Genomic DNA, 12975 nt, shown 5'->3' on the forward strand with positions numbered 1-12975 from the left:
ATTATGGAGAGCGAGTTAAGAGATGGCTTCGTCACAGTAGAGCTGAGCGTGATCGATACCACCCAGAGCACAGTTCTCGTCGATGTCTGAAAGGTCACCACTGACACCGACCGCACCGAGAATGTTCTTTTCAGCATCGCGGATCAGCAGACCGCCGGGAACTGGCACCATGTTGCCATGAGCTAAAACGTTAACAGCGGAGATAAACGCAGGACGATTATCTGCATCCTGAGCGAGTTTCCTTGACGAACAACCGAGCGCAAGCGCTCCCCAGGCTTTAGCAATTGCGATGTCTGGTCGCATCATACTAGAGCCATCCTGGCGTTGCAGGGAGATGAGTTTGCCCCCGCTGTCGAGAACAGCGACCGTAAGTGGTGCGCTTTTGTTCTTAGATCCTGCCTGAAAGGTACCGTCAATGACGGACAGTGCTTGTTCTAGAGTTAAACTTCCCATGTTATCTCCTGTTAACGTTTACCAGCCTGACTCACACAATGTGAGCCAGTTAGGTATTACTCAGCTCCTTGTAGAAGCTGATAGCTTGGTAAGGTCAGGAAGGTGGCGAACTCTTTCGCTGTCGACAGCTCGAAGAAAAGGTCAGCGGTTTGTTCAAAGCGGCCAGCTGCGAATCGAGCTTCGCCCACTTCCTGTTTGATAGTGTCGAGCTCTTGGTACAACCATTGGTGGAAAAGCTCTTTAGTGAATGTTTGTCCGTCATCGAGATCAACGCCGTGATGAATCCATTGCCAGATATTGGCGCGTGAGATTTCAGCGGTTGCGGCATCTTCCATCAGACCATAGATAGGTACACAACCGTGTCCCTGAATCCAGGCTTCAATGTAGTAGAGCGCGATACGAATATTTTTACGAACGCCCGCTTCATCACGGCTACCTTCACATGGCTTAAGCAGCAGATCTGCTCCAATCTCATGAGTCGGGCTAACAAAGTCGAGCTGGTTTTGCTTACCGTCGAGATTTTTCTCAAATATCGACATTGCCAAATCAACCAGTGCCGGGTGAGCAACCCAGGTTCCATCGTGACCATTGCGTGATTCACGCTCTTTATCTTCGATAACCTTAGCTGTTACTCGCTCCATTTCTGCTGGATCTTTGGCAGGAATAAAGGCTGACATACCACCCATCGCTAATGCACCGCGCTGGTGGCAGGTGCGCACAAGCAGTTGGCTGTAGGCATTAAGGAACTCTTTATCCATACCGACCACGTGACGGTCTGGCAGAATTCGGTCTGCGTGGTTTTTCAGAGTTTTGATGTAGCTGAAGATGTAGTCCCAACGACCACAGTTCATGGCAACGATATGGTCGCGCATGGCATACAGCATTTCATCCATCTGGAATACAGCAGGCAGAGTTTCAATCAGCACGGTCGCGCGAATCGTGCCGCGTTTCACGCCAAAGTACTCTTCAGTGAATGAGAACACATCGTCCCACCACTGTGATTCTTCCATGCTTTCCAGCTTCGGAATGTAATAGTAGACACCAAGGCCTTGCTCGGCGCGCGTCAGGTAGTTGTGATAGAAGTACAAGGCGAAATCCATCAAACAACCGGGGATCGGCTTATCTGCGTATTGAATTGATTGCTCCGGCAGGTGCAGGCCTCGCGGACGGGCAATCAGTAACGCAGGATCATCACTGAGCTGATAATGTTTGTTTTTTGCTTCATCGTGATAGCTGATGGTGCGAGCATTTGCATCGCGCAGGTTGATCTGACCTTGAACCATGTTCCCCCAGGTTGGGGAAGAAGCATCTTCAAAGCAGCACATAAACACTTTTGCGCCCGAGTTTAGCGCATTGATGACCATTTTACGGTCGATTGGGCCGGTAATTTCTACTCGGCGGTCTAATAGCTCAGGTGGCGGCGTGGCTACCTTCCAGCTTTTGTCTTCGCGAATTTGTTGCGTGTCAGTGCGGAAACCAGGCAGTTCTCCGGCATCATAACGCTGTTGTTGTTGTTCGCGGGCTTGTAGTAGTGCATCTCTGCGAGGTGCAAATTTCTCTACGAGTTTGGTTAGGAAAGAGAGTGCCTCTTTTGAAAGGATGGCTTGGAATTCTGGGTTGTCCGTATTACCAACTACGCGCAGACAGGCAGTCTCTTCTCTTTCTGCTACATCGTTCACACTCATTGTTTGTCTCCTTTAAACAATATCGAATGATTTTGTGTACAAAATTTATCTTTCACGAATACTTATATTTCAATTCATGTAAACAATCAAAGGGTATTTAACATTTATTTTTCATTTGCTCACTTGTTCAATTATTTTTATGTAAAGATATTTTATATAAAGCAATGATTTCTAGGCTTTTCGGGGTAAGTGATCGCTTAAAGTAAATGCTCTATGTTGAAAAAATGTTGCAATTGGGGGTTGCCAAATTCTGAATTTGATTCATAGTACACAAAGTATCTTTGAATTGTATACAATCGAAATGGAGGTTCGCATGGCAAAGATGAAGGCAATTGAAGCAGCGGTAGAAGTGTTGAAGAAGGAAGGTGTAGACATTGCCTTCGGCGTCCCTGGCGCAGCCATCAACCCAATGTACGCAGCAATGAAAAAGCTTGGTGGAATCGATCATGTTCTAGCGCGTCACGTGGAAGGTGCGTCGCACATGGCTGAGGGTTACACCCGTACTAACCAAGACAACATTGGTGTCTGTATCGGTACATCTGGCCCGGCGGGTACAGATATGATCACCGGTCTTTACTCAGCGTCGGCTGATTCAATTCCAATCCTGTGTATTACAGGACAGGCGCCTCGTGCTCGCCTGCATAAAGAAGACTTTCAGGCAGTTGACATCGAGTCGATTGCTAAGCCTGTCACCAAATGGGCAACAACAGTACTTGAACCAGCTCAGGTGCCACGTGCATTCCAGCAGGCGTTCCATCTAATGCGCTCTGGTCGTCCGGGTCCGGTTCTTATCGACCTGCCTCTGGATGTGCAGCTAACGGAAATCGAATTTGATATCGATACTTATGAACCGTTAGAAGCGTATCAGCCAAAAGCGACCCGCTCTCAGGTTGAGAAAGCGATGGAAATGCTGTGTGAATCAGCGAATCCAGTGATTGTTTCTGGTGGTGGTGTCATTAACGCTGGCGCAGAAGAGTTGCTACAGCAATTCGCAGAGATCACTGGCGTACCAGTAATCCCTACGTTAATGGGCTGGGGTTCAATCGCCGACGATCACGAGCTAATGGCAGGGATGGTAGGTCTGCAGACTGCGCACCGTTATGGTAACGCAACGTTACTTGAATCTGATTTTGTATTTGGTATCGGTAACCGTTGGGCAAACCGCCACACAGGTTCACTGGATGTCTACACCAAAGGCCGTAAATTTGTTCACGTAGATATCGAGCCGACTCAGATTGGTCGAGTATTCTGTCCTGATTTAGGCATCGTATCTGACGCTAAAGCCGCGCTAGAGCTGTTAGTTGAAGTGGCGCGTGAATGGCGTGATGGCGGAAAATTACCAAATCGCAGCGCTTGGGTTGGCGAGTGTCAGCAGCGCAAAGCAACTATGTTGCGTAAAACACACTACACCGATGCGCCAATTAAACCAATGCGTGTTTACGAAGAGATGAACAAAGCATTTGGTCGCGATACCTGTTACGTCAGCACCATTGGCCTGTCGCAAATCGCAGCGGCTCAGTTCCTACATGTTTACAAACCACGTCACTGGATTAACTGTGGTCAGGCTGGTCCTCTGGGTTGGACTACGCCAGCTGCACTGGGTGTACGCGCTGCAGATCCAAACCGCGATATCGTGGCTATCTCTGGTGACTACGACTTCCAGTTCATGATTGAAGAACTGGCGGTAGGTGCTCAGTTTAACCTGCCTTACATTCACGTATTGGTGAACAACTCTTATCTGGGTCTGATTCGCCAGGCTCAGCGTCAGTTTGACATTGATTACTGTGTTCAGCTTGCGTTTGAAAACCAGAACGCTCCAGAACTCAATGGCTACGGTGTTGACCACGTAACCGTTGTCGAAGGTCTGGGTTGTAAAGCGATTAGAGTGACTGACCCTGACCAGATGCAGGCGGCATTTGCCCAGGCGAAAGAGCTGATGAACAAGCACAAGGTACCTGTTGTGGTTGAAGTGATTCTTGAACGAGTAACTAACATTGCGATGGGTGTTGAAATCGACTCTATCAATGAGTTTGAAGCTTTGGCAGAAAGTGCTGATGACGCACCAACAGCGCTGATTCATAACAGCTAACAACGACAGAATAAGGAAATCAAAATGGCTAAGTTTGCAGCAAATTTATCGATGTTGTTTACCGAACTGGACTTTGAAGATCGTTTTGAAGCAGCGGCAAAAGCGGGCTTCTCTGGCGTAGAGTACCTTTTCCCTTACGCACTGGAAGCACAGCAGATTAAGGAAAAGCTTGATGAAAACCAACTTACCCAAGTGCTCTTCAACCTCCCGGCCGGTGACTGGGAAGCGGGCGAGCGCGGTATCGCGGTGGACCCAGCGCGAATTGAAGAGTTTCAGGCAGGAGTCGCAACCGCGATCGAATACGCCAAAGTACTGGGCAATACCCAAATCAACTGTCTTGCGGGGATCGTTCCACAAGGTGTGAGCCAGCATGATGCTCACGCAGCGTTTGTGATCAACCTTCGTTATGCAGCGCAAGCTCTGAAGGAAGCGGGTATTCGTCTGGTGATTGAAGCGATTAACACCCGAGACATCCCGGGCTTCTTCCTCAACACCACAGAGCAAGCCAAAGCTGTGATTAAAGAAGTAGGTAGTGACAACCTGTTCATTCAGTACGACATCTACCACATGCAGATCATGGAAGGTGATTTAACACCAACTATGTCAGCCAACATTGGTCAGATTGCTCACGTGCAACTGGCTGATAACCCGGGACGACATGAACCTGGTACGGGTGAAATCAATTACCCGTTTGTCCTTAAGCATTTAGATGACCTCGGTTACCAAGGTTGGGTTGGTTGTGAATACAAGCCAAAAACCACCACAACCGAAGGTTTAGATTGGATCAACTTATATCGTTAATGGCGGTGTCGCCCACCTGAATAAGGTGGGCTCAAGTTACGGAGAACAGAATATGAAAATTGCATTTATTGGTACAGGAATCATGGGCAGACCGATGGCTGCCAACCTACAGAAAGCGGGATATGACCTTGTAGTATCAGACCATTTCAACCCACCGCCAAAAGATTTAGTTGAAGCTGGTGCGATTGTTTGTCATTCCCCTGAAGAAGCGACACGCGTAGCAGATGTCGTCATCCTTATGGTGCCAAACACTCCTCAGGTTGAAGATGTGCTGTTTGGTGACAAAGGTGTTGAAGCTGGCCTGACATCAGGCGGCGCTGAAGGCAAACTGGTTATCGACATGAGCTCGATTTCACCAATGGCAACCAAGGCGATTGCGGCACGTATCAACGAAAGTGGTGCAGAGTATCTGGATGCGCCAGTTTCAGGTGGTGAAGTGGGCGCGATTAACGCCGCATTGAGCATCATGGTTGGCGGTTCACAGCAGGCGTTTGATAAAGCTCGTCCACTGTTTGAAGTGATGGGTAAAAACATTACTTTGGTGGGTGAAAACGGTGCAGGTCAAACGTGTAAAGTCGCTAACCAAATCATCGTAGCTCTTAACATTGAAGCGGTATCAGAAGCGCTAGTGTTTGCTTCTAAAGCGGGAGCTGATCCTGCGCGTGTTCGTCAGGCTCTACTGGGCGGTTTTGCTAGCTCGAAGATTCTTGAAGTTCACGGTGAACGTATGATCGAAGGGACATTCGATCCGGGCTTTAGAATCTCGCTACACCAGAAAGATCTGGATCTAGCGCTGTCTGGGGCTAAAGAGTTGGATGTTGCTCTGCCAAATACGGCAACAGCTCAAGAGCTATTCGAAGATTGTGCCGCGTTGGGCGGTCAGGATTGGGATCACTCTGCTTTGATTAAAGCGATCGAGAAACGCTCAGGTCATTCAATCAGAGATTAATTCCATTCGGGACGTGAAGGATTCCTCTCCCTTCATTGTTCCTGGGGTTTGGCATGAACCCTAAATTTATTGCTAATAAATCGCGTAGTTTTTCCGTCTCCTTTTATACGCGTTCCCGTTGTAAGGCAAAAGGTAGGAGCACTTCTCGGGCTCCGTCTTAGCAGGCACCTGGCGTACTTACTTCGGGATTTTTTCTCTCTCTGTGAGCTGTGCAAAACGGCACTTCAGTCACCGGGCAAGGCTTGTGATATGTTAATCAAGTACGCCGACAGGCTGACATCACAAGGCAAAAGAGATGCAGTTAAATACCCTAATCGCTCGTCAAATCGTTGAACGTGCGACGAAAATTATCCAGTTTCCCGTTAACGTTATGGACGAGAACGGTCAGATCATTGGATCAAGTGACCCAACGCGTTTACACCGAACTCATGAAGGGGCGCTACTCGCTATTCATGACAATCGAACTATCGAAATCAACCAGACGGTTGCCAGTACGCTGATTGGTGTAAAAGAGGGCATTAACCTACCCATTCTCTATCAGGATAGCGTGATAGGTGTGGTAGGAATATCAGGTCAGCCGGACGACGTCAGAAGTTACGGTGAGCTGGTAAAGATGACTGCGGAACTGATTGTTGAACAAGAAGCCCTGATGGCTCAGATTCAATGGAACAAACGTCATCGGGAAGAGTTGCTGATGCAACTGATTCAGGGGTCGACCCTGAACGAAAACCAATTGCTGTCAATTGCAGAACGATTAGATTTGAACTTATCGCAGCCGAGAATTGCTGCGGTAGTAAAAGTGATACCCAAGCAAGGGCAATCACTGACACTGGAACATTTACAGAAGCTGGTTCATCTGCTCGATTACCCCGAGCGAGACAACATTGTCGGTATTGTTTCTGTCTCGATGAATGAGGTGGTGGTGTTAAAGCCGGTGACTTTGGTTGAAGGCAGCTGGAACCAGACCGAAGAGAAGGCGCGGGTGAAAAGATTACTCAAGCGCATCGCTCAGGAAGCGGACTTCTCAATCCAGATTGCATTAGGCCAATACTTCGCGGGTGTGTCAGGCTTAGCACGCTCTTACGAGACAGCGAAAGCGACGCTTGCCAGTGCCGGAAACAGTAAAGAGGCAATCCTGTTCTATCAGGATCATAAGCTTTCGGTATTGGTCGGCGGATTAAAACAAGATCAGTGGCGACGTACCCAGTTGACTGAACCGCTCGAAAAATTGCAGCAACAAGACAGTAAAGGTGTGTTGCTCAAGACACTACGGGTATTTTTTGATCAAGACTGCGATCCAGCTCAAGCTTGTGCAGCCCTACATATTCACCGAAATACCCTGCGTTATCGCTTAGATAAGATTGAAGAGACTACTAACTTAAAAATCAATAATTTAGACCAAAAAGTGCAGTTATATTTGGCGCTTAAATGTCTGTGACTTAATGATGTGTTTTGTGCAATTTGACATATTGGTGAGGTTTTATAGCCGAAAATTTGTCACTTTGCATAAAGGAATGATGGTTGAATCACTGAATAATAACACCGTCCCTACTGACACCCTCAATGCCGGAAATGAATTCTGGCGTAGAGAGCAAACATTACAATAAACGGAGTTATCATGAGTCTGATCCTAATCCTGCTGGGGGTGATAGCCTTTATCGTCCTCGCTACAACCAAGTTTAAGTTACACCCCTTTTTAGCACTCATCGTAGCGGCATTTCTGGCTGCATTTGCTTATGGTCTACCGGCTGACAGTATTGCTAAAACCATCGCATCCGGCTTTGGCGGTATTCTTGGCTACATCGGCCTTGTTATCGTTCTCGGTACCATCATTGGTGTCATTTTAGAGAAGAGCGGTGCCGCCATTACTATGGCAGATACGGTAATCAAGGTGCTTGGAGACCGTTTCCCGACTCTGACGATGAGCATCATCGGTTACATTGTTTCGGTACCTGTTTTCTGTGACTCAGGCTTTGTCATCCTCAACTCACTAAAAGAGTCGCTGGCAAACCGTATGAAAACATCCAGCGTGGCAATGAGTGTCGCACTTGCGACGGGTTTATATGCGACGCATACCTTTGTGCCGCCAACACCAGGTCCAATTGCAGCTGCGGGTAACCTGGGTCTTGAGTCTAATTTAGGTCTGGTTATTGGCGTCGGTGTCTTTGTTGCAGCGACAGCAGCAATTGCCGGTATGTTGTGGGCGAATCGATTTAAGCATGTTGAACCTGATGCGGATCAACAGGCTGACGAAATCAAACAAGACTGGAAAGAACTTAAAGCATCATATGGTGAACTACCGACAGCGAGTCAGGCATTTGCCCCAATCTTTGTGCCTATCTTACTGATCTGTTTCGGTTCGATTGCTAAGTTCCCTAGCTTACCTCTGGGTGACGGTGCACTGTTTGACGTTCTGGTGTTCTTAGGTCAGCCGCTGACAGCGCTACTGATTGGTCTGTTCCTGTCAGTTCGCCTGCTAAAGAGCGACAACAAAGTAGAAGAATTTGGTCAGCGCATTAGTCAGGGCATCACAGCTGCAGCGCCGATTCTGCTGATTACTGGTGCTGGTGGCGCATTTGGTGCGGTACTTAAAGCAACGCCACTGGGTGATTACTTGGGTACCACGCTGTCAGCGTTGGGTGTAGGCATCTTTATGCCATTTATCGTTGCAGCGGCACTGAAGTCAGCTCAAGGCTCGTCAACCGTTGCGCTAGTAACAACTTCTGCGTTGGTCGCGCCAATGTTGGCTCAACTCGGTCTAGACTCAGAAATGGGACGAGTGCTTACAGTAATGGCGATTGGTGCAGGTGCAATGACGGTATCGCATGCAAATGACAGCTTCTTCTGGGTTGTTTCGCAGTTTAGTCGCATGTCGGTTGGACTCGCTTACCGCGCACAAACCATGGCAACTCTGGTTCAGGGCGTGACAGCAATGACACTGGTTTACATTCTAAGTCTTGTTCTTCTGTAACAAGCCAAAATAGGAAACATATATGAAAGTAGTGATCGCTCCAGACTCTTACAAAGAAAGTCTAACTGCTATGGAAGTGGCGACTGCGATTGAAAGTGGCTTCAAAGAAATCATGCCAGACGCAGAGTACATTAAACTGCCTATGGCGGACGGTGGAGAAGGCACAGTGCAGTCTTTAGTTGACGCGACTGGAGGCGATATCGTAACGGTTGAAGTGACGGGGCCTCTTGGTCAGCCAGTCGAAGGCTTTTACGGACTACTTGGTGATGGTTCGACTGCCGTTATTGAAATGGCGGCAGCATCAGGTCTTCATTTAGTTGAACCCAATGAGCGAAACCCATTACTTACTACCACATATGGCACCGGCGAGCTGATTAAAGCGGCACTTGATAGAGGTGTCGACCATATCATTATCGGTATCGGTGGCAGTTCGACCAACGATGGTGGTGTGGGTATGGCACAGGCTCTGGGGGCAAAACTGGTTGATGCAAACGGAGTTGACTTACCATTTGGTGGCGGCGCTCTGGCTGATCTGGTCAGTATTGACTTGTCGGGGCTCGACTCGCGTTTAGAGACGGTACAGTTGGAAGTGGCTTGTGATGTTGATAACCCGTTGTGTGGACCGAAAGGTGCGTCACATATCTTTGGCCCACAGAAAGGTGCGACGCCAGAAATGGTGACTGAGCTTGATGCAAACCTTGCGCACTATGCTGAGGTGATTCGTCAAACCAATGGTAAAGAGGTCATTAACCAGGCTGGTGCTGGTGCAGCAGGTGGTTTAGGAGCTGCACTACTGGGTTTGTTTGACGCGACGCTTCGTCCGGGAATCAGCATTGTAATGGATGCGGTCAATCTGGCTGAAGTGGTTAAGGACGCGGATCTTGTGATTACTGGTGAAGGTCGAATTGATAGCCAGACAATCCATGGTAAAACACCGATTGGTGTTGCTCGTACCGCTAAGCTGTATAACTTACCTGTAATTGGTATCGCAGGCAGCACCGCGCAGGACTGCCGTGTGGTTCACGATCATGGTCTAGATGCGGTGTACAGTGTCGTTTTAGGTGCGACGGACTTACCGACGGCGCTAAAAGAAGCGGCATTTAACGTTGAAATGACCTCACGTAATATTGCGGCTGCGCTAGCAATGAAGTTTGATTAATCCTACCTGATATAAAAATAAAAACGGCCGCTAAACTGCGGCCGTTTTTTATTTCATTGAAACTGTTGAAGTTTGCTACTCTACCATCAATAAATTCTATACTTAGCCTGTTGTATATTGCGAAAGGATTTGGTCAATGAAACGTCCCCTAACTCTGGCAGTAAGCTCGCTGATGATGGCGAGTGCATTCGCAGCGCAAAGCGCGGATATGGTGTTAACCAATGGTGCTGTTTATGGTCATCCATCATCTGATTCGATCGTAGTGACCGAGGGGAAGATAACCTTTGTTGGCAATCGTGAACAAGCTGAGTCATACATAAACTCCTCTACACAAGTCGTTGACTTAGAAGGAGGCTTCATCGCTCCCGGGTTTATCGACAACCATAACCACGTATTTGAAGCGGCTTCAGAAGCGGGAGGCCAGTGTGAGTTGAGTATTGACGCTGGCATACAACAGCAGATTCCACTGCTTAAAGCGTGCCATCAGCACGCCCCAAAGGGTGAATGGGTGATGGGCTATGGCTTTTCCTTAGAAGCTCTGCTTTCAGAGCAGACGGACACAACGCCATTGCAAGTGATTGACTCCGTTTTCCCTGATCAACCAGTGATTATTATGGAGCAGACATCCCACTCTATGTGGGTCAACTCAGTCGCTTTTGCGACAGGCTGGACTGAACAAACACTCCGCAGACCCTCAAGGTGGTAAGTTACTCAAGGATCCTGATAGCGGAGAGTTAACTGGTATTCTGCTCGATAATGCTGGCGATATTGTTATGGAGCTGGCGTGGAATAGTCTGGAGCAACAGTTCGAGCAAAGCTACCAAGGGCTGATTGCTGGTTTGGATGAAGCAAAAGCGCACGGGATCACCACTATTGGTGATGGTCGAATGTACTGGAAACGCGGTTGGTATGAAGTGTGGAAAGAGGCGCAACAGCGAGGTGATCTAACTGCTCGTGTATCTCTCAGACCGTGGATTTATCCTACTGACAGCATTGAGTCGCAACTCCCTTTTTTGCGCAAGGTATTTACTTCTGAACCTTCTCAGCTTTTGCTGGTTGATCAGGTAAAAATGTACAGTGACGGGATCTTTATCAATGGAACCGCTAAAACACTGGCGCCTTATCTGGATACCTATATCCCCGAGCACCCTTATGGCATCAACTATATTCCTCCTCAGGCGATGAAAGAGTGGTTGGTCGCTCTGGATAGTATTGGTTATGGGGCACACATTCACGCCATTGGTGATGGGGCGATTCGAGAGTCATTAAATGCCGTTGAAGCGGTGCGAAAGCAGGGAGGCGACAAGTCTTACACTCTGACTCACGTTGAACTGGTCAACTCTAAAGACATCAGCCGTTTTGCTCAGCTAGATGTCAGTGCAGATTTTCAGGTTGGTTCGGACTACGTGGCATACCGTGACCATCAGTGGGCGAAAGCCTTCTTAGGCGCCAAGCGAGCACGCGCATTAATGAACCTTCGAGCTATTTTTGAGACAGGTGCTAACGTCACCTTAAGCAGTGACTGGAATGTGCATGACATCAACCCATTAGTCGGTATTGCTAATAGCCTGACCATGGGGAAAACAGGCTTGCCTGGCGTAGAAGACGCGATTGACGCCTACACCATTAACGCTGCGAGTAGCTTGGGCCTTGATGACATTACTGGTTCGATAGAGGTAGGCAAGTCCGCTGACTTTGCCATCCTGTCTCGTGACATTACCGACCTGTCTCCGGAGCAGATTAAAGCCACTGAGGTTTGGATGACCGTTGTTCAGGGGGATGTGGTATATCGGGGTGATTAGATTTGATTAAGTCTCTTTACTGCTTCCCTGAAACTGTGCTCGCCATTGTGAAGGTGATATATCGAAGGCAGCGTTAAAGTTTTTGCGAAAACCACTTTCTGAACCAAAGCCTGACAGCTCGGCGACTTGCGCTATGGGGTATTGCGTGCTCTCCAGTAGCTGCTGACTAAGCTTGAGCCTTTGAGTCAGCAACCATTGGCTAAAAGTACATCCGTATGATGCTTTAAACTGGCGAGTAAAGGTTCGTCGACTCATCGCGCAGCGCTGGGCCAAACTATCAAGTGAGTGCGGCTGGTTTATGGTTTCTGAAATTTGGTCAATCACCTTGGTTAAGCTGGTGACCTGCTCTGGGCGGTTAGCAACTGGACTGGGGATGTACTGTTTTTGTCCTCCCGAACGGAAAGGTGCTGTAACCATGACACGAGCCAGCTGATTTGCGGTACTACTGCCGCATAGTCGACGTACGATATGCAGACAGCAATCAATCGAAGCTGCTATCCCTGCAGAGGTAATGATTGACCCTTGGTCGACAAACAATGGCTCACTATCAAACTCTACATTAGGGAAGCGCTCAGCAAATTTTTCAGCGAAAGCCCAATGGGTCGTAGCGGTTTTGCCGTCCAGCAATCCGGCTTCAGCTACCACAAATGCGCCGAGACACAGACCGACTACCAGTGTTCCGCGTTGGTGAGCTGCGACTAGCTTGTCTAACAAGAGTTGAGGAGGGTTAGGCAGAGAGTCAGGCCAACTAGGAATGACGATGATATCTGCACTATCTAATGGCTCAAGACCTTGAGCAAGAATAACGTCAAACCCTGACCCAGTGGTAATTTCAGCTCGATCTAAACTACAAATCTCAAGCTTGAATTTTGGCTGGCTACCAACAAAAGCATCTTGAAATACCATGCAGGGCACGGACAAATGAAATGCACTGATGTTTTCGAACGCAACTACAGCGATTTTTTGCATTGACGGAGAACTCATAATGACCCGATTTTATCGTTAGGTGTCCATATGGACAGTGTCACACAGATTGGTTTACCAGCAAAATAGCGACATCAATTTT

Annotated in this window: 9 protein-coding genes and 1 pseudogene; 7 read left to right on the top strand and 3 right to left on the bottom strand. The window is 48.2% G+C overall.

Annotation, left to right across the window (positions count from 1 at the left end; translation table 11 throughout):
- Positions 1 to 15 precede the first annotated feature (15 nt).
- Together RH46_RS14335 and aceB are read right to left on the bottom strand one after the other, a co-directional pair.
- Positions 16 to 453: a GlcG/HbpS family heme-binding protein gene (locus RH46_RS14335; protein WP_006880217.1), complete on the bottom strand. Its 438-nt coding sequence runs from the start codon at positions 451 to 453 to the stop codon at positions 16 to 18.
- 56 nt (positions 454 to 509) lie between these two features.
- Complete coding sequence (gene aceB / locus RH46_RS14340; RefSeq protein ID WP_006880218.1) at positions 510 to 2138, bottom strand: malate synthase A; 1629 nt, start codon at positions 2136 to 2138, stop codon at positions 510 to 512.
- A 313-nt stretch (positions 2139 to 2451) separates the two neighbouring features.
- Here aceB and gcl point away from each other — a divergent pair, with 313 nt between their 5' ends.
- The 7 genes and pseudogenes from gcl (at position 2452) to RH46_RS14375 (ending at position 11909) form a co-directional block, all read left to right on the top strand.
- Positions 2452 to 4227 carry a glyoxylate carboligase gene (gcl, locus tag RH46_RS14345; RefSeq protein WP_006880219.1) on the top strand — a complete coding sequence of 592 codons (1776 nt, stop codon included), beginning with the start codon at positions 2452 to 2454 and terminating at the stop codon, positions 4225 to 4227.
- Between the two features lie 24 nt (positions 4228 to 4251).
- Positions 4252 to 5028 (top strand): hydroxypyruvate isomerase, encoded by a 777-nt coding sequence (gene hyi / locus RH46_RS14350; RefSeq protein WP_006880220.1) that lies wholly within the window; start codon positions 4252 to 4254, stop codon positions 5026 to 5028.
- A gap of 52 nt (positions 5029 to 5080) precedes the next feature.
- Positions 5081 to 5977: a 2-hydroxy-3-oxopropionate reductase gene (locus tag RH46_RS14355; RefSeq protein ID WP_006880221.1), complete on the top strand. Its 897-nt coding sequence runs from the start codon at positions 5081 to 5083 to the stop codon at positions 5975 to 5977.
- A gap of 295 nt (positions 5978 to 6272) precedes the next feature.
- Positions 6273 to 7415 carry a sugar diacid recognition domain-containing protein gene (locus RH46_RS14360; RefSeq protein WP_006880222.1) on the top strand — a complete coding sequence of 381 codons (1143 nt, stop codon included), beginning with the start codon at positions 6273 to 6275 and terminating at the stop codon, positions 7413 to 7415.
- Positions 7416 to 7595: 180 nt separating this feature from the next.
- On the top strand, positions 7596 to 8948 hold the full coding sequence (locus RH46_RS14365) for a GntP family permease (RefSeq protein WP_006880223.1): 1353 nt from the start codon (positions 7596 to 7598) through the stop codon (positions 8946 to 8948).
- 22 nt (positions 8949 to 8970) lie between these two features.
- Positions 8971 to 10107 carry a glycerate kinase gene (locus tag RH46_RS14370; protein ID WP_006880224.1) on the top strand — a complete coding sequence of 379 codons (1137 nt, stop codon included), beginning with the start codon at positions 8971 to 8973 and terminating at the stop codon, positions 10105 to 10107.
- Between the two features lie 136 nt (positions 10108 to 10243).
- Positions 10244 to 11909: pseudogene (locus RH46_RS14375) on the top strand (amidohydrolase).
- 6 nt (positions 11910 to 11915) lie between these two features.
- On the opposite strand, the gene RH46_RS14380 reads toward RH46_RS14375, so the two are convergent.
- Complete coding sequence (locus RH46_RS14380) at positions 11916 to 12878, bottom strand: GlxA family transcriptional regulator (RefSeq protein WP_006880225.1); 963 nt, start codon at positions 12876 to 12878, stop codon at positions 11916 to 11918.
- Positions 12879 to 12975: the final 97 nt, after the last annotated feature.

The sequence above is a fragment of the Vibrio brasiliensis LMG 20546 genome, from assembly GCF_000189255.1.
GTDB lineage: Bacteria > Pseudomonadota > Gammaproteobacteria > Enterobacterales > Vibrionaceae > Vibrio > Vibrio brasiliensis.